Origin of the sequence: Comamonas brasiliensis, from assembly GCF_018292285.1 — a bacterium.
Classification (GTDB): domain Bacteria; phylum Pseudomonadota; class Gammaproteobacteria; order Burkholderiales; family Burkholderiaceae_C; genus Comamonas; species Comamonas brasiliensis.
On the sequence record NZ_JAANES010000006.1, the window covers coordinates 64,713 to 81,584 of the forward strand.

Sequence of the window (16,872 nt, forward strand, 5' to 3'; positions counted from 1 at the left end):
TCAGCCTCCTAACCCATTGAGTTCAATCATCTCAGCCTCAGCCTGCTGCACAGCCATATTCAGAAGGTCTCCCTGAACCGCCAAATAGTTGTGGCCGGTATCCCTTATCAGGCCAGCCAAGGCCAAACGTTCAAGTGCGTTCCTGGCGGCATTCTCTGCTATGCCTGACTGCACGAGCAGGTCGATGGCCTGTTGCTTACCCATCTGGTTCAGGAACCCAACGAACCCGAGAGCCTTGGCGTCGATGAGGCTGAGATGCCTCGTACGGGCTGCCAGCAATGCATCCAACTCAGCGGGCTCGATCACCACCTGCGGTACCACCTCGGCGGGCGCTAATGGCAGAACTGGTGCTGCGCGCTCAAACTTCATGTGCGCCTGAACCAAAGGATGGTCGCCCATTAGCATGTCGGCGGTGCGCATGGCGGCAAGATCTACAAATCGCGCCTTCAACGCTTCAACCAGCGGTGTCACGCCCTTCGCCTCAGTCGTGCCGTATGCAGTTAGTACCAATCCCTTTGCTGCGGCCTCCTTCGCTAGGCTGGCCGCGAGAACTCCGTTATCGAAAAAGCCAACTTCGTCCCGCGTCACGAACAGCACTTCGGATCCTGAGGGCAGCGTCAGAATGCTCTCCCAGATAAGGCAATCTTTGTATCCATGATCCGACTTTGACGTCGGCCGCTTGTTCGCTATGGTGCGGTCGGACGCAGCAATTTTTAGTGCCGGCGTCGTTGGCACAGGATGAATAATGTCCTCAAGCTGCTCCAAAATTTCACGGGCCTGAGCTTCTCCAAACTGTGACTTCGGAAGCAATTCAAAAAGGTCGAATCCGCAAAGCGTCTTCAACCTATCCACCTCTCTTACCGCTTTTTGCAAGGCTTCGTCACCGGCGAGCGCGAACTGCTTGATGTACTCCATGCGCAGAACTTCCGGCACCAAAAGCTTAGCCCTCTTCGAGCGGAGCATGTCAATGAGCAGTGGCCCACCTTTCTTTCGAAAAAGGTGAGCATCACGTGCACCCACATTGGTGTCGCACAAAATGAAAAGTTGTCCGTCATCCGCCATAGCCATCCAGCTGGAAATCGTATCTGGATTGTAGGTGACCGAGCCCCATCGACTACCTCGATACATCGCCTCCGGCTGCTCTCTTTCCTCAAAACCCAGCAACGGCGTCTTGAGCTCGTCCCCTAGAGCGATGTCGAATCTATAGACGGTTGCAACGGCTGCTTTGCGGCGCCGAACACAACGAGGCGGATGTCGCAATTGGGTCGAACGCTGCCGATGAGCGGATGAAGCATTCCGCTCCTCCGCTGTCATTGGGTTGTCACGGCACAGGCGGAGACTGCGGGTTTTCACCAATCCACATGCCATGTGGATGGGCTGCAAAGCCTTGCCTCCTTGTATTCGCTGTCATGAAAACTGCATCCCCCGGCTTCGCCCCCAAACGCGTTGCCTATGCCGCTGCCACACTCTTCCTCAGCACTGCCGTGCTGGTGGCATGCGGAGGCTCCGACGATTCTGATCCCCTCCCCACCACACCCCAGCCACCGGTCGTACAAGGCCGCTGGACCACGGGTGACCTGCATGTGCACACCATGCAGTCCGACGATGCGCAGCAGATAAACACCTTGGACAAAGTGCTGGCCTCCGCTTTTGACCGCTTTGGTCTGGACTGGGCTACGCTGTCCGATCATCTGCGCCTGACCAGTTGGGACAATGACGGCAACCGTCTGAATCCGCAGATTCCGATGTCGGAAGCCATGGCCAAATTCCAGGTGCCACGCATCAAGGAGCTCCAGGCCCAGGGCAAGTACGCCGACAAGGTGATCTTCTCGTCCTTTGAATGGGATATGCCTTCGCACGACCACGGCAACGTCGGCATCTTGACCGACAACCCGATGTCGGCAGGTGCGCTCAAGGCCGCCAGCCAGTTCGAGTATCTGTTCACCAACCGCGACGCGGCACTGTTCAAGCCCGAAGATGTGGCGGTCTGGGGCCCCAAGGCAGGCACCGGCTACAACACCCATGCCGAAGCCATGGCCGCGATTGCCTGGCTCAAGCAGAACTACCCCAGCACGAGCTATCTGCAGATCAACCACCCATCTCGCAACCCTGGCAAATACACGATTGCCCAACTGCGTGAGATGAATGATCTGGCACCCAATATTGTCTTCACCCTCGAAGGCATGGTGGGCAACCAGATGGAGCCGGACCGCGGAGGCTACACCAGCGACTACATCGAAGCCAACCTGCCTTCGCGCACCTATGGCGGCGTGGACTATATGGTGGCCAAGCTCGGAGGGACCTGGGATGCGCTGCTGTCCGAAGGACGCCGTATCTGGAACGTGGCCGACTCCGACTACCACTTCACCATGTCGCAAGGCAAATACAGCAGTGGCTACGCGCCGGGCGAATATGCCAAGAACTACCTGTGGGGCGATATCAAGGACCCACAATCGCTGCTGGCCACGCTGCGCACCGGCAAGCTGTTTGCCGTGTATGGCGATCTGATCAATGCGCTGGACTTCAAGGTGAAGAGCGCCAAGGCCACGGGCGAGATGGGCTCTGAAGTGTCGGCACTAAGCGGCGAAGACCTGAGCATCACCATCCGCTTCAAGAGCCCGGATCGCAACAATTTCGAATACCAGCTGGGCAGCGGGCTGTATGCCAACGTCAAACCCGTGGTGGACCATATCGACCTGATCGCGGGCAATGTCACCGGCCGCAAGACCCCGGGCACCCCTGGCTACGATGAAGCCACCAACCCATCGACCCGCGTGCTCAAGCGCTTTACCCGTGCGGACTGGAAGCTTGACTCCGAGGGCTACTACACCGTGACCACCACGGTGAAAGCCACCGGCGACCAGTACTTCCGTTTGCGCGGCACCAACCTGGGCACCGATGTGGCCGGAGAGACAGCGAACGGCGAACCGTTGCCCGATCTGAAGACCGATGACGGTACCGACCATGTGGCGCGCTTCAACAAGATCAATGCGCGCAACTACGGCGACCTGTGGTTCTATTCGAATCCGGTGTTTGTGAAGACGGCAGCCAAGTAATTTCTGCACTCTCCCCTGAACTGCCCGGCTCACCGCCGGGCATTTTTGTTCCACGAACTTGTGCCGCTGCCGAGTGTTGCACCACACCCGTCCGGGGAATCGCAGCAACTCCGGGAGACCGCCTTTTGCATGTCTTGACTTGGTGCGATAGACCCTTAGCAGCCATGCACGAAATTCATGCCGATGGCAGCTTCGCAGCAGACACCGTCCTTCACCTCAGCTATCGCGATGACTGGCCTGCGCTTCTTGGCAGAGTCGATAGAGGTGCGCCTCCACCGCTGGACAACTCACCTCCCCTCTGGCTGAGGGACAGTAAAGCTGAGCGTCGCCGTATAGCGCACATCGTGATATTTCCTAACGCCCACAGTCACCGCTGCATCATTTACACGAGCCGATACCTCAAGCACATACAGGCCAGGGAAGGACGGCGTAAAGCTCACCGTACCGTCCTTTGACGGAGCCAGTGAACGCCGCCACCCCTCCTCCGTTTCGATGTTCACCTGACTGGCAGCGACGGGCCGTCCCTTGAACATCAATCGAAAGGTGTTTCCATCAGCTTGGGTCGGAACCAGCTCCAGGTCGTTCAGGGCCTGGATGCCCTGGCGACCGTAGCGGGCTTGATAGTAGGTAAGAACGCCATCATCGAACCCGGTAGCAGTGAAGCGCAGATCGCTGACAGGTTGGGGAACAACGATATGGTTGATCGCAGCCTGCACTGGCAGTGCCTTGCCATCCGCTTGCATTGCCCTGGGCTCCAGCAAGGCAGGCAACTTTTCCAAAGGGCGGTGCAGCTCTCCCACGTAGGCACGGACCTCCGCCCCTTCGGGCTGCACCCAGAGATACTCCGCTTGCGCCTTTGCCGAACACCATAGGACGCTGCTGCTCAACAGGCACAGAGCCGTTCGATGAAATACATCAGGTAAATGCACTAGGTAATCCTTGTCCTCAAACTTGCATCCAATGCGCTCGGCCTATTGGCGCCGCTTGGATTTCTTCCAGCCCGACACCGGCCTGCAACCCAGACCCGGTGTCGAGCAGCACATAACAAAGGCTGGGCAGGCTACGACGATCAGGCCCTGCCTCCACTATCTGCTACCTGCTCGCCTCAGATAGTGGCGATCAGCATCCGTGGCCGTTCGCACTGCATTCAGCGCGTGACGCCTTGCGGGGAACCGCTAGGCGTTCCGTTGACGCGGATGAAGAACCGCACCGAACCGACCCGAAGTCCGGTCCAGATATGCAGCCAGGCCCTGCTTCACCTTGGCGTCTGATCTGCCATCGAAGCTGGTTCAGGCCGTCCTCTGGATGACCTTGAATGTCGGCGTTCAAAAGTCATAACGCATCCCTACATTGACGCTGCGCGGAGCACCCCAGGTATAGAACAAGCCTGCCGCCGTAAAGTTGGTGAGACCGGCCATGTACTTCTTGTCCAGTGCATTGTTCACGTTCAGGCTGAACGACAGATGCTTGTCGACTTGATAGCGCGCCATCAGGTCCAGCACCGCGTAACCTCTCTGCGACAAAGTGGCGGCGCTATTGCTCATAGACGTCTTGCCTTGCCAACGTGTGGCGGCTCCCACAGTCAGCCCACGCAAGAAGCCTGCGTCGAAACGATAGGTCGTGCCCAGCTTGAACTGGTATTTGGGATATTGACTGGCGCTGGTGAGTGAGCTGCTTTGCTGCACCAGGCTGCCCTGTGCCTGCCAGCCGCGCGCGAGCTCGCCCGCCAACTCCAGCTCCCAGCCACGCCGCGTGGCAGAAGAGACCGAACGATAGGCCGTATTGCCCGCTGGAGTGAGATCACCGCTTTCCTCTGCGGTGTTTTCCGTCTTCATCCAGAAGTGAGCGATGCTGGCGTTCAAGCGCTTGTCGAAAAACTCCCCCTTGGCGCCGATCTCATAGGTGTTGCCCTGTTCCGGTGCCAGTGTTGCACCCCGTGCATCCTGAGCCGTTTGCGGCTGGAAAATGTTGGCATAGCTTGCATACAGCGACACGTTCGGCTGCACCTCGTAGACCAACCCGGCATAGGGGGTGATCACGCCGTTTTCCTTCATGTCATAGTTCCACCAGTATGGTGTGATGTCACGCTCTTCAAACCGCGTAACGCGCAACCCCGTGATCAGTTGCAGAGTATCCGCCAGCCGGAAGCGCCCCGCGGCATAGGCATAACGCTGCTTCTGGCTGAACTTGTTGTTGCCATAGTTCAAGACACTGAAGTCGGGCTGAGGCAGCACAGCGCCTCCTTGTGCCATGTTGATGCCGAGATTGCCCAGCGGCACCAGGTTCAACGCATTCAGCGGCAACTGCACATTGCTGTGAAAGCGCGATACGCCCGCACCTGCCAGGAGCTCATGCGAGCGCCCCAGCAGCTCGAATGTCCCCTTCACATCCAGATTGACGCTCCAGTTATCGGTCTCCATATTGCGCCATCGACCAAAGCTGGCGCGGTCCTGGTCGTAGAAGTAGCCAGCCTTCATATCGTCCATGGAGACGTTCTGATGTGAGAACTTGAGCGTAGCGGCCCAGTTATCCGCCAGCCTCTGCTCCAGGCTGCCGAAGATGTTGAGGCCTTTTTGCGTATATCCCCCCCAGGGGGCGCCGGTGTTGAACGAGCGGGGCAACCACGCAACCTCAGAGCCTGAGCGCGTGTATCGCTGGATCGGCTGCGTGGTGCCAATGCCTTGCGCATCGCGTTCGCGATAGGTCATGCCAAGGTTGAGGACTGTGCCAGGGGTGATGTCCGCTTCAAGTGCCCCAAACAGCATCTTGCTGCGGCTCTTTTCATGGTCGCGGAAACCACCTGCGTCCATGGCGGAGGCAACCAGACGCCCCCGAACCGTGCCCGCTTCGTTCAGTGGGCCGCTCACATCGGCCTGTGTTCGATAAGTATCCCAACTCCCCACATTGGCACGCACGCTGGCCTGAAATTCGCGGGTCGGTCGTTTGCGGATCATGTTGACTGTGGCGCCGTAGTCACCCTTGCCCACAACCAGACCGGACGAACCTTTGAGGACTTCGATCCGGTCAATCTCAGCCATGTCGTCGAGCGAAAACATGGTGCTGGTCAGGTAATACCAGCCACTGCTCAGTTGTGCCATGCCGTCGGTCTGCAGGTTGACCTTCGCCCCGCGCGCTTGAAAGTCGGTGGCGTTGTTCTGCCTGTACACGGCGATGCCGGGGGTCTGCTCCATCACATCGGTCAGGGTCTCCAGCTTGAAGTCATCCATGCGCTGACGCGTCATCACGGTCACGGACTGAGGTGTCTCGCGCAGCGAGAGATTCAGTCCCGTTGCTGTCCTGCTGGGACCGGTCTGGGTGTAACTGCCCGTACCCTCGGTCACGCCGTCCCTCTCGAGCTGGGCAGTCACAGTGACGGTGGCCAGGGATGAGGAGTCATCGTTTGGCGCGATCGCTTTGATGACCAGGCCTCCTCCTTGAGGGACCGCAACCAGACCACTTCCGGCCAGCATCTGCTCCGCCGCCTGCCTGAGCGTGAGCGCTCCATGCACGGGACGCGCTGTCTTGCCGGCGACCAGCGCGGGAGCAAACCCAATGGAAGTGCCAGCGGCTGCTGCCAGCTCGTTAAGTGCGCTCCCCAAGGGCTGGGCAGTGATCGTGAAACTGATGCTTTTGGCATTCTCAGCAGCGGATTGCGCCTGCGCAATCACCGGAGAGAGGACGGCCAGGGCTGCGGCCAGAGCAAGAGGAGCGGGCTGAAAATGAGGCTGCGTGAAGCGCATGGAGAGGGATTCCGAACGTCGAGTAATGAATGAAAATAAAACTCACTACTCTTTAAGACGCATCAGATCACCAGAAATACACCCCTAGTACGAAGAAAATTTGAAATTCCCGCATCGCGCCTGAAAGTGCTCAAGGCGCGCTGACGATTTCGGTCTTCCCAGATGGTTCGCTGACCAGCTTCACAGGCAGTATCTGAGTCAGCATGCGCGCAAATTCCCCGGGTCTATCAATCTGGTAGCTGCCGCCGATGGTCATTGCAGCGACCGCCGGGTCGCGAATCTCCAGACCCGTAGACCCGTAGCGCTCCAGTTCAAACAATGCATCCACCAAGGCGGTGTTATCAAAACGCACCAAGCCCTTGCGCCATAGAGCGACACTGCCGGGAGCGACACTGGCCACCTGGCCTAATACGCCGCTCGATGACACCCTCAGGCCTTGCCCTGCCAGCAATTCGACAGGTAGATCGGCCTTCGCGTTGGCGCTGCTGTAGGAACTGGCGACCTGTACATGGCCCTTCTCCACCGAAACATTGACAGCCCCGGCATCGGCCCCCTGGTTGCGATAGCGAACGGAAAACCGTGTACCCAGCACCGTGACACGCGCAGGCCCAGCGAGAACATGGAATGGCTTCTTGGGATCGGCGGCAACCGAGAACATGATTTGTCCATCAGCAATCCGCACCTCTCGGCGGTCGCGGTACATGGTGACTTGGGCCTGCGTGTCGGCGTCCATGGCGAGCTCGGTGCCATCTGGCAAGGTGACAAGCTTTTGCTGCCCCTTCTGCGCAACATAGCTGCTATCGAATGTCGGCTGCATCCATTGGTGCCATCCAATCCCTGCCGCAAAGAGCGCAGCACAACAGGCAGCGACCAAGGCAGAGCGCGGCTGCATCCAATTCAACAGAGCGCCGGCGCGCGCCCATCCCTCCATCGCCTTCGGTTTCGCGGGCCCACCGGCAGACTGCGCAGAAGCTCCACCACCGGCAATGGCTTCGCGCTCGAACGAGGATCGTGCTTTTGCAACCATGTCGGAAGGAGCAGAGCGCAGCACCGCCATGTCTTGCGCCAGACGACGAAATGCCGCGTCATGTGCCGCATCCTCAGCCAACCACTGACGCAGGGCTTCATGCTCGCTCTCGCTCAAGCCTTGCTCCCAGCGAGAGTGCCATTCGACGGCCGCCACCTCTAGCGGATTCTGTCGACTGAAAAAATCCGCAAGCTCGCGCGCTTCCTCAGCCTCGTCAAAGGAGGCTGGCACATTGCGCTGGGATGCAAAAGAGTGACTCATCTTATGGATAGGGATGCGCGGGGCGCGGCAAGAATTCGCCCTCGGCGAAGCAGCTACGCAAAACGAACGCAAATTCGCGATCACTCGACATTATCAAGTTCCATTCTGCGCGCAGCACAGGCAAGTTTTCCACGGCTGATGTACTGATTCACCATGCTCAGCGACACTCCCAGACGCTCTGCAATCTCCTTGTTGGGCAACTCATCGAAGATGTACATGCAGAAGGCATCACGACACCGAGGCGGCAGCCCCTCGATAGTGTCAAGATACGCTTGAATGCTCTGGGACGATGCATAGGCATGCTCGGGCTGCAGATGCAGAGGGCTCGCAGGCTGATCCAGCTCCTCCAAAGAATCGATACTTTGATGCTGGCGCACCTCAGCGCGTCTATCCATATCGATTTTGGCGCGCAAGGCCACCTGCCTCAACAGCGCACCTGGCTCAAGAATGACCTGCCCCTTCTGCTGCATGGAAAGCACACGGGCATAGCTTTCCTGCGCCAAGTCAGCCGCAGTATCGCGGTCTCTCACTTTGCGCATGCAGAAATTCAACAGGTCTCTGTAGTAGCGGGTCAGCACGATCCAAAAAGCCAGTAGCAATAAGTGAGGTCGAACGTGCGCGGCGATAAGACAGCCTTGGAGCCCTGGCGCAAAGAGTTGCGATCAACTACACGGCAAAATTATAGATTGTTAATGCGACTTATTCTCAATAAATGCATGCGATGTGATGCGAGCCATGGGTACGGATCAGCCCCGGCCCCATTCGACCCTGCGTTGATCGGCATGACTGTGCCCACTGTCGACAGCAAGTAGCCAGAAACAGCCGTCAGGGTCGGTGAGCAGAAATTCAGCTCATGACCGAAAACACCATCTCGCTTGCGAGTCCGAAATCAGGCGCAGGCTGATGCTGCGCTCACGTCAGACGCTTGCTGGCCACGGCATCGGGCCAGGCCAGGCGGCTGGGAACGAATCACTGCCGATCACTTCAGCATGAGCTCGCTCACGGCTTAGTAAACCCACAGCACCTCAAACTGCTGGCGGGTTGAAGCGATCTGTATCGACGCCTCATCCCCCTCGCACTTGCCCAGCACCGCCCTGCCCAAAGGCGCTTTGCTGCTGATGACCTGAATGGGATCTGCGCCGCTGCCCAGCTTCATATTCCCTCCATCCGGTCCGAGAAAAAACTGTTGTTGCTTGTCGTCCGAATCCACCAGACAGAACAGCGCGCCGAGCTGAATCCCTTTGCTGGCGTCGTAGGGTTGCGGGCGGAACTGACGCCAATCAGCCATCGCCTGGCGGATGGCTTCTGCGCGACGAGCTTGGCCGGTAGCCAGGTAAGCAGCTTCGAGGCCCAATGTGTCGTACTTGTTCTCGGCGATGTTTTCCTCATGAGTCGCCGCTTCATGAGCAGCCATAGCGGCCTTCTCGGCCTGCAGAAGGTCCTCCGCGAGCCGTTCCAGCACCTGCTGCCGCAACAACAATTTATCCATAGCGAAAAGAGGCATCTCGAACAAGTTGGGGGCCTCGATTATGAAGGGCCTGTTCACCGTTCGACGCGTCCCATTGGCTAGGTCAGCGCCTATTCACAGGCCGATAAGCCGCAATGCGCCATAGGCCTCTGAGACTCAAAATTTATAGCTGGCTGCGCTTCTATATATTGATTTCAAATACATTTGATATTGAAATCAATGTTAGACATACGCAACCAGCTCCACTATTGATAGCTGTTGTCGATTTTCAGGCCATGGCACGAGGCGCAAAGCAGCTTGCGGCAGGCTTCTTTTTAAACCGCTCTCAGTGCTGAATATTTGCCAATGCAGACAACAGATGGCGCTTGTGGTTGTGAGCCCCAGGGAATGATCCTGAGGCCCCATATTCCGCTTTCAGGGGCACGACCGCCCTCACGCTCCATCAGGGATGGTTGGCTCCACCAGGAGGGCAAGCAATTGCAGTGATTCCTGCCAGCCCAGATAGCAGGCCTGCTCTGGAATCATGTCGGGAACGCCTTCCTGCACCACATGCAGCTCGGTGCCGCAAAAGACCTCCTTCAGATCAACGGTGGTGATCATCTCGCCGGGCAGGTTGGCGTCCTCGAATCGATCGGTATGGCGTATGCGTCGGCCCGGTACCAGTTCCAGAAACTCACCGCCAAAGCTGTTTTTGCTGTTAGCGGAAAAATTGATGAAGCTCATGCGGTAGCGGCCGCCCACGCGTGCGTCAAATTCATGCACCTGCGCCGCGAAACCATGCGGAGGCAGCCACTTGACCATGGCCTCGGGGGTCGTGAAGGCCCGATAGACGCGTTCGGGCGGAGCTTTGATCACACGGTGCAGTCGAATGGTCTGTGGCATGCGAGACTCCTGAAATAGAGGCCAACAAGCTTAGCCCTCATCACCGCAGCTGGCTACCAGGCTTTCTTGGATGTTCATCAGCCGCCTCCTCGGCGCAACGCCATCACACCTATACCGCGGACAGGCAGCTTCGGCTCCGCACCCAAACCCCATGCAAGATTCGCCGACATTAAGCAGATGGCTAACCATGGCGCGCGATGACGAGATCGTCGTCGATGCCACCGACATCAACCACGAAGCATCGTCCAATCTATGGTGCTTTTCTCCAAACGATGAGGAGTCTCTGGGCATCAGTGCAGAAGCCCTTGCCGATTTCATCGGGCAGGTCATGGCAGCCAGACAGGACCAATTGAGCGGAAATACGCCCATGCTTTTCTATTGCTGGCATGAGGCACAGACCAGGCAGCTACGCTTCAGCCTTGTATCCGCCGCGCATGGCCGGCTGCCTTTCGGCTGCGCCGTCGACCCCGAAGCGAAGCTTGCATCCATTGCCGCAGATATTGTCGAAAAGGACTGGCTCAATGCCGAGTGGGGCCAGCCTGGGCCAGACCAGGCTGCGCCCGGTGGCCGCTGTGAGGAACCGGCTTTGAGCTTGGCCGTGTTCGTCGCCCATCTGCCATAGCCTGATCTTCAGGCGCATGTTCAGGCTCTTCGCAACCCGAGCCGCTGCCGATCTGCATACACAGCTGCCGGAATCCTGGCAGCGTTCCCCATACGGCCAGAGGCACGGAACATGGCACACTGTGGCGAACATCGGCGATTGCCGCATTGCGCATCGCCGCCTGTCGCAGCCTCATGACAACGGCCCCGGGAGTTCGTATGGGCAAAGGCAAATCCGGCGCCAAAGCGGCGTTTTCAGCTCTCGCAACCCCGCTCGTCGACTCGGCAGTCGAACAGGCCCGGGACATTGCACGGGTACCTGACGTCGAGGGGATCCATCAATTGCGCGTCACCTTGCGAAGCCTGCTGACGTTGTGGTGGTTTTACCGGCCTCTGATGGAGGCACGAGAGTATGCACGGCAGCGCAGCTGCCTGAAATCGATTGCCAGCGCAGCAGGCATGGCGCGCGATTACGACATTTTGATCGAGCTGCTGAGACGTAACGACAAATGCAGCGCAGCCGGCATTGCTGCCCTAGCGACCGCCCGTGAATCCGCTCTGCAGGCTGGCCGGGAAAACCTTTCGCCCCCTTATATACAGGCGCGCTTGCAGGAAGCTCTGGCGCAAACGTCGGCCAGCTTGGGCCCTGGGTCCGGTCAGCTGCGACTGCGAGTTCTTGCACAGGCCCGGGTTGCGCAATCAGTGAGACAGCTGCGCCGATGCATCAAGCGGGCGATCACCTCCGGCAGGCCAGACCTTGAAGCCTTTCACGATGTCAGAAAGGCCGGCAAGAAAACACGTTATCTGCTGGAGCTGTTCGGGCCTGTGCTGCCCGTAGACCATCGCCGCCTGCTCAAGCGGCTGCAGAAAATCCAGCAGCCGCTTGGCGAGCTGAATGACCTTGCTGTCAGCGAAAGCCTGCTCAGGCAGAACCCGCGCCTGATCCCTTCTCCGGATCAGGCGAAAGAAATAAGACGCTGGCTCAGAAAGAAACGCAAGCACCGCCTGAGCGCCCTCTCCTGCTTGCTGCGCAAGGATCGGATACTCAAGCAGGCTTGAGCGCTCATGACGGCGCCGTTATCAGTCCCAGACAGGAGCCAGGCCCTCGGGGCTGACTTCGCGGCCGTTGCGCTCCAGCGCTGCGATCAGCGCCATGTCATCGGCGTCCAGCTTCAGATCGCGCGCCAGCAGGTTGCTGGCCAGGTTTTCGCGCTTGGTGGACGACGGAATCACCGCATAACCCAGCTGCAGCGCCCAGGCCAGCGCCACCTGCGCCACCGTGGCCTGGTGCTTGGCCGCAATCTCCGCCAGCACCGGGTCCTTGAGCACCTTGCCGTAGGCCAGGGTCATGTAGGAAGTGACCTGAATGCCCTGCTCCTTGAGGAAGGCCGTCAGCTTGCGGCCTTGCAGATAGGGGCTCAGCTCGATCTGGTTGGTGGCAATCTCGCCCTGGCCCACGGCGGCGATGGCCTGGCGGGTCAGCTCGATATTGAAGTTGGAGATACCGATCTGGCGGGTCAGGCCCCGGGCCTTGGCTTCGGCCAGGGCTTCCATGTACTCGGACAGCTCCACGCCGTTGCCGGGTGCGGGCCAGTGGATCAGGGTCAGGTCCACATAATCGCAACGCAGTTTCTTGAGGCTGTCCTGCAGGCTGGGGATCAGCTTGGCGCGGCTGTAGTTTTCGGTCCAGATCTTGGTGGTCACAAACAGATCGCTGCGCGCCACACCGCTGTCTGCAATCGCCTGGCCGACTTCGGCTTCGTTGCCATAGATCTGGGCTGTGTCGACCGCGCGGTAACCCACATCGAGTGCGTTGCGCACGGAATCGATCACGACCTGACCGTTGAGGCGGAAAGTACCGACGCCGAAGGAAGGAATATGGCTCATGAAATCACTCCTGAATGAGATTGAGGGCTGCAGCCCGTCCGGAGCCTGCATGTCTGCTGGCCCTACCGGCTTTCCCGATGCCTGAAGTTTGCCGCGTTCATATTCGCGGATTAAGCCTTGTATTTCACAAATACTCTTGAAACCAAATCAAATATAGAACCAGAATCTTGCAGCAGCGGTCACCAATTTTCATGATCTCTACCCACTGCACACGCCTGACCCGACCTGAGCGCCATGCCCGCTGCGGGAAGCAGCGGAGCATTGGTCTAAGCGCCATCGGCAATCACGGGCGCCAGTTCCATGGAGGTGAATCCGGCAACACGCCGTTGACCAGGGCGAACAACAGAACCACGGACAGGTTTCCGGCGCGGTGTCCTGGATTAATATTTGCAGATCAAGCTTGGCACCCCCCATTTTTCTTGAACCAAATTCAACAATGAAGACCACGCTCGACGAACTGCAGGCCTTTGTGGCCGTCGTGGACACGGGGTCCATCACGGCAGCATCGGAACTGCTGGGTCTGACGATTTCAGCCACCAGCCGCACGCTGGGGCGGCTGGAAGAAAAGCTGCAGACCACGCTGCTGCGCCGCACCACCAGACGCCTGGCGCTGACCGAGGAAGGCACTACTTTCTTGCAGCATGCCCGCACCATTCTTGCATCGGTCGACGAAGCGGAGGAACTGATGGCCGCGCGACGCATGCGTCCGGCGGGAAGGTTGCGTGTCGATGCAGCTACGCCCTTCATGCTGCATGTGCTGGTGCCGCTGATTGCAGGATTTCGTGCGCGCTACCCCGAGGTGGAGCTGGAGCTGAATTCCAACGAAGGCATCATCGACCTTCTTGAAAGGCGCACCGACGTGGCATTCCGCATCGGCGTGCTCAAGGACTCCACGCTCCATGCCCGCCCTGTGGGCATCAGCCGCATCCGCGTGCTGGCCAGCCCGGCCTATCTCAAGCGCCACGGCATGCCCGCCAATCCGGCACAGCTCAACCAGCACAGCCTGCTGGGCTTTACCCAGCCCGAATCGCTCAATGACTGGCCGCTGCGCGACGCCGACGGCAACGCTGTGCACATTCGCCCGGACATTGCATCTTCCAGCGGCGAGACGCTGCGGCACATGGCGCTGGCCGGCCTGGGCATCGTCTGCCTGTCGGACTTCATGACCCGCGCTGACCGCGAGCAAGGAAGTCTGGTGCAGCTGTTCGGCAAGCAGACGCTGGATATCTGTCAGCCCATTAACGCGGTCTACTATCGAAATACTGCGCTGACGGCGCGCATCACCTGCTTTGTGGACCATGTGGTGGAAACGCTGGGCAGCCGCCCCTTCGAGACCTGAGCGGCCCGAGCCGGCCCCGCGGCTGCCGTACCTGTATCGTGATGAGGCTGCGCAATAGGCCTGCAGCACAGCACTTGCAGCGAGGCTGTGCCGCCGCAGCAGGGAGCGCCATGGCTGGACGGCAGAATCAGGCCTTCCGCCTTGCCCTGCAGCCCTTGCCATCATCGTGGCGCTGGGTCGCCTCTTTGGCAGCTTCTGACCTCAGGCTGCCGGGATCAGGGCCCAGGTATTTGCGCTTCACAGGCCGGTTGGCAGCGGGAACTCCGGCCGCGCCCGTATGATCCGAACCCCTATGCCTCAAAACACCGCCCAAGCATCCTCCTCGCAACATGGCTTGCGCGCCCTCTGGCGCCAGCGTGGAGCGGGTGCCTGGCTGCTGTGGCCGCTGTCGCGGCTCTATGGATTGCTGCAGGCCTGGAACGCCAGACGCATGCGCAGCCGCCAGCAAAGCACGGGGCTGCCGGTCATCGTCGTCGGCAATGTGATTGCAGGCGGCGCGGGCAAAACCCCCGTGACTCAGGCCGTAGTGGCCCACCTCAAAGCCAGGGGCTGGCAGCCGGCCATCATCTCGCGCGGTTATGGCCGCAGGATCGAGAACGGGCAGGATTGCCGCGAGGCCCTGCCGGACAGCCCCGCCAGCGAAGTCGGCGACGAACCCGCCCTGCTGGCGCGCAGCACCGGCGTGCCGGTCTTTGTCGCCTCCAGGCGCCTGGAGGCAGCGCAAGCCCTGCGCCAGCGCTACCCGCAGGTCGATGTGATCGTGAGCGATGACGGCCTGCAACATCTGGCCCTGGCACGTGATGTGGAGCTGTGCATCTTCAATGATGAAGGAGTCGGAAACGGCTTTCTGCTGCCCGCAGGCCCTTTGCGCGAGCCCTGGCCCCGCCCGGTGACGGCCACACTGCATGCGGGCCAGCCGCCCAGGCCGCCGGGCACGGCCCCGACCTTCGCGCTGCAGCGCAGCCTGGCCGACACCGCCCACAACGGCCATGGCCAGAGCATCCCGCTGCGCAGTCTGGCCGACCAGAGCCCGGAGGCCGTGGCCGCCGTGGCACGCCCCGAGTCCTTTTTTGCCATGCTGGCCGCCCAGGGCATCACTGCGGCAGCGACCCAGGCCTTGCCCGATCACTATGATTTCGAGAGCTTCTCGCGCAAGCTGGGAAACGACAAGCCCTTGATTTGCACAGAAAAAGACGCCGTCAAGCTCTGGCGCAGGCATCCCGAAGCCTGGGCCGTGCCTCTGCAACTGCAGCTGCCGCAGGCCTTCTGGGAGCTGCTGGACGCGCAGCTGGCCAAGGCCAACGCCAATATTCCCCGCGATGGCAAGCCAGCCTGACTATCATTGAGCCTATGGATCGGCCTCGGCTGATCACCCCTTTTTTGCAGCGCCAGCCCCCTGCTGGCGCCCTCATCCCGTTTTGCAGGAATATTCCATGGACGCCAAACTTCTCGAACTGCTGGTCTGCCCCGTCACCAAGGGCCCGCTGCGCTTTGACCGCGAGCATCAGGAGCTGATCAGCCACAGCGCGCGTTTGGCCTACCCCGTGCGCGACGGCATCCCGGTGCTGCTGGAAAACGAAGCCCGCACCCTGTCCGACGACGAGCTGGAAGAAGAAAAGCAATAAGCCATGAGCTATACGGTACTGATCCCGGCCCGCCTGTCCTCGACCCGCCTGCCCGGCAAGCCGCTGGCCGATATTGCCGGCCTGCCTATGGTGGTGCGCGTGGCCCAGCGTGCGACCCTGGCCGGCGCAGCCCGCTGCGTGGTAGCGGCCGACGACGAAAGCATCGTGGCGGCCTGCGCCCAGCATGGCATCCAGGCCATCCTGACGCGCAAGGATCATCCTAGCGGCAGCGACCGTCTGGCCGAAGCCTGTGCGCAACTGGGCCTGTCCGGCGACGATGTGGTCGTCAATGTGCAGGGCGACGAGCCGCTGATCGACCCCAAGCTCATCGAGGCCGTGGCGCAACTGCTGCTGGCCCGCCCCGAAGCCAGCATGGGCACGGCCGCCCATCCTATTGATAGCCTGACGGATTACCGCAACCCGAATGTGGTGAAGGTTGTCTGTGACGCCAAGGGTCTGGCCAGCTATTTCAGCCGCGCGCCCATCCCTTTCTCGCGCGACCACGGCGATGAAGCCTGGTGGCAGACGGCAGCCCCCAAGGCCGGTCACACAGGTTTCACACCGCTGCGCCATATTGGCATCTATAGCTACAAGGCTGGTTTTCTGCGCGAGTTCCCGCAACTGGCACCCGCGCCGACCGAAGCCATGGAACAGCTGGAGCAGTTGCGCGCCCTCTGGCACGGCCACCGCATTGCCGTGCATATCACGCCCGATGCACCGGGTGCCGGCGTAGACACGCCCGAAGACCTTGAGCGCGTGCGCGCTGTTTTTGCTGGCTGAGTAAAAGACCTGCGCACTTTGGCGACACCGGTCCGCAGGCCGTCTTCATCCAGGGCTGCTCACGCATCAAGCCGGCAGCAGCCCTGCCCGCGCACGCCACCCCAAAGGGCCCTGGGCCAGTCCAGGAAAGCGCCGATCGCTATACTTTCCGCATAGTCCGAATAGCATATGTAACGGCTTCGGCACCTGGATTACAACTACAGCAAT

The 16,872-nt window shown here is 60.0% G+C and carries 15 protein-coding genes; 7 read left to right on the forward strand and 8 right to left on the reverse strand.

Annotated elements, in window-relative coordinates:
• Positions 1–1,383: a PIN domain-containing protein gene (locus tag DJFAAGMI_RS21180; RefSeq protein WP_211458910.1), complete on the reverse strand. Its 1,383-nt coding sequence runs from the start codon at positions 1,381–1,383 to the stop codon at positions 1–3.
• Positions 1,384–1,409: 26 nt separating this feature from the next.
• On the opposite strand from DJFAAGMI_RS21180, the gene DJFAAGMI_RS21185 reads away from it, so the two are divergent.
• The gene (locus DJFAAGMI_RS21185; RefSeq protein ID WP_211458912.1) at positions 1,410–3,056 is read left to right on the forward strand and encodes a CehA/McbA family metallohydrolase domain-containing protein; all 1,647 of its coding nucleotides are present in this window, start codon (positions 1,410–1,412) and stop codon (positions 3,054–3,056) included.
• A gap of 287 nt (positions 3,057–3,343) precedes the next feature.
• Here DJFAAGMI_RS21185 and DJFAAGMI_RS21190 read toward each other — a convergent pair whose 3' ends face one another.
• The 6 genes from DJFAAGMI_RS21190 to DJFAAGMI_RS21215 form a co-directional block, all read right to left on the reverse strand.
• Positions 3,344–3,985, reverse strand: coding sequence for a hypothetical protein (locus DJFAAGMI_RS21190; RefSeq protein WP_211458914.1), 642 nt, complete (start codon positions 3,983–3,985; stop codon positions 3,344–3,346).
• A 396-nt stretch (positions 3,986–4,381) separates the two neighbouring features.
• The gene (locus tag DJFAAGMI_RS21195) at positions 4,382–6,796 is read right to left on the reverse strand and encodes a TonB-dependent siderophore receptor (RefSeq protein WP_211458916.1); all 2,415 of its coding nucleotides are present in this window, start codon (positions 6,794–6,796) and stop codon (positions 4,382–4,384) included.
• 130 nt (positions 6,797–6,926) lie between these two features.
• A complete protein-coding gene (locus DJFAAGMI_RS21200; RefSeq protein ID WP_211458918.1) occupies positions 6,927–8,084 on the reverse strand; it encodes a FecR family protein in 1,158 nt (385 codons plus the stop codon).
• Between the two features lie 80 nt (positions 8,085–8,164).
• Entirely contained in the window at positions 8,165–8,662 is a 498-nt protein-coding gene (locus tag DJFAAGMI_RS21205) for an RNA polymerase sigma factor (protein ID WP_029158488.1), read from the reverse strand.
• A gap of 428 nt (positions 8,663–9,090) precedes the next feature.
• The gene (locus DJFAAGMI_RS21210; protein WP_211458920.1) at positions 9,091–9,573 is read right to left on the reverse strand and encodes a GreA/GreB family elongation factor; all 483 of its coding nucleotides are present in this window, start codon (positions 9,571–9,573) and stop codon (positions 9,091–9,093) included.
• A 411-nt stretch (positions 9,574–9,984) separates the two neighbouring features.
• Positions 9,985–10,434 carry an SRPBCC family protein gene (locus tag DJFAAGMI_RS21215; protein WP_019042959.1) on the reverse strand — a complete coding sequence of 150 codons (450 nt, stop codon included), beginning with the start codon at positions 10,432–10,434 and terminating at the stop codon, positions 9,985–9,987.
• A gap of 187 nt (positions 10,435–10,621) precedes the next feature.
• On the opposite strand from DJFAAGMI_RS21215, the gene DJFAAGMI_RS21220 reads away from it, so the two are divergent.
• Both DJFAAGMI_RS21220 and DJFAAGMI_RS21225 read left to right on the forward strand, forming a co-directional pair.
• Positions 10,622–11,056: a hypothetical protein gene (locus DJFAAGMI_RS21220; RefSeq protein WP_211458922.1), complete on the forward strand. Its 435-nt coding sequence runs from the start codon at positions 10,622–10,624 to the stop codon at positions 11,054–11,056.
• 197 nt (positions 11,057–11,253) lie between these two features.
• On the forward strand, positions 11,254–12,093 hold the full coding sequence (locus DJFAAGMI_RS21225; protein ID WP_211458924.1) for a CHAD domain-containing protein: 840 nt from the start codon (positions 11,254–11,256) through the stop codon (positions 12,091–12,093).
• Between the two features lie 21 nt (positions 12,094–12,114).
• Here DJFAAGMI_RS21225 and dkgB read toward each other — a convergent pair whose 3' ends face one another.
• Entirely contained in the window at positions 12,115–12,921 is an 807-nt protein-coding gene (gene dkgB, locus DJFAAGMI_RS21230) for a 2,5-didehydrogluconate reductase DkgB (protein ID WP_211458926.1), read from the reverse strand.
• A gap of 436 nt (positions 12,922–13,357) precedes the next feature.
• Here dkgB and DJFAAGMI_RS21235 point away from each other — a divergent pair, with 436 nt between their 5' ends.
• The 4 genes from DJFAAGMI_RS21235 to kdsB all read left to right on the forward strand — a co-directional run bounded on the left by DJFAAGMI_RS21235 (position 13,358) and on the right by kdsB (position 16,665).
• Positions 13,358–14,260 carry a LysR family transcriptional regulator gene (locus DJFAAGMI_RS21235; protein ID WP_211458928.1) on the forward strand — a complete coding sequence of 301 codons (903 nt, stop codon included), beginning with the start codon at positions 13,358–13,360 and terminating at the stop codon, positions 14,258–14,260.
• A 292-nt stretch (positions 14,261–14,552) separates the two neighbouring features.
• Positions 14,553–15,596, forward strand: a complete 1,044-nt coding sequence (lpxK, locus tag DJFAAGMI_RS21240) for a tetraacyldisaccharide 4'-kinase (RefSeq protein WP_211458930.1) — start codon at positions 14,553–14,555, stop codon at positions 15,594–15,596.
• 97 nt (positions 15,597–15,693) lie between these two features.
• Positions 15,694–15,885, forward strand: coding sequence for a Trm112 family protein (locus tag DJFAAGMI_RS21245; RefSeq protein WP_003054006.1), 192 nt, complete (start codon positions 15,694–15,696; stop codon positions 15,883–15,885).
• Between the two features lie 3 nt (positions 15,886–15,888).
• Positions 15,889–16,665 (forward strand): 3-deoxy-manno-octulosonate cytidylyltransferase, encoded by a 777-nt coding sequence (gene kdsB / locus DJFAAGMI_RS21250; RefSeq protein ID WP_211458932.1) that lies wholly within the window; start codon positions 15,889–15,891, stop codon positions 16,663–16,665.
• The last annotated feature ends 207 nt before the right edge of the window (positions 16,666–16,872 follow it).

What these genes read in the sequence shown, in the direction of transcription:
- DJFAAGMI_RS21225 (WP_211458924.1), top strand. Translation starts at nt 11,254, where the DNA reads ATGGGCAAAGGCAAATCCGGCGCCAAAGCGGCGTTTTCAGCTCTCGCA.
- DJFAAGMI_RS21235 (WP_211458928.1), top strand. Translation starts at nt 13,358, where the DNA reads ATGAAGACCACGCTCGACGAACTGCAGGCCTTTGTGGCCGTCGTGGAC.
- DJFAAGMI_RS21195 (WP_211458916.1), bottom strand. Translation starts at nt 6,796, where the DNA reads ATGCGCTTCACGCAGCCTCATTTTCAGCCCGCTCCTCTTGCTCTGGCC.
- DJFAAGMI_RS21245 (WP_003054006.1), top strand. Translation starts at nt 15,694, where the DNA reads ATGGACGCCAAACTTCTCGAACTGCTGGTCTGCCCCGTCACCAAGGGC.
- lpxK (WP_211458930.1), top strand. Translation starts at nt 14,553, where the DNA reads ATGCCTCAAAACACCGCCCAAGCATCCTCCTCGCAACATGGCTTGCGC.
- DJFAAGMI_RS21200 (WP_211458918.1), bottom strand. Translation starts at nt 8,084, where the DNA reads ATGAGTCACTCTTTTGCATCCCAGCGCAATGTGCCAGCCTCCTTTGAC.
- DJFAAGMI_RS21220 (WP_211458922.1), top strand. Translation starts at nt 10,622, where the DNA reads ATGGCGCGCGATGACGAGATCGTCGTCGATGCCACCGACATCAACCAC.
- kdsB (WP_211458932.1), top strand. Translation starts at nt 15,889, where the DNA reads ATGAGCTATACGGTACTGATCCCGGCCCGCCTGTCCTCGACCCGCCTG.
- DJFAAGMI_RS21210 (WP_211458920.1), bottom strand. Translation starts at nt 9,573, where the DNA reads ATGGATAAATTGTTGTTGCGGCAGCAGGTGCTGGAACGGCTCGCGGAG.
- dkgB (WP_211458926.1), bottom strand. Translation starts at nt 12,921, where the DNA reads ATGAGCCATATTCCTTCCTTCGGCGTCGGTACTTTCCGCCTCAACGGT.
- DJFAAGMI_RS21215 (WP_019042959.1), bottom strand. Translation starts at nt 10,434, where the DNA reads ATGCCACAGACCATTCGACTGCACCGTGTGATCAAAGCTCCGCCCGAA.
- DJFAAGMI_RS21185 (WP_211458912.1), top strand. Translation starts at nt 1,410, where the DNA reads ATGAAAACTGCATCCCCCGGCTTCGCCCCCAAACGCGTTGCCTATGCC.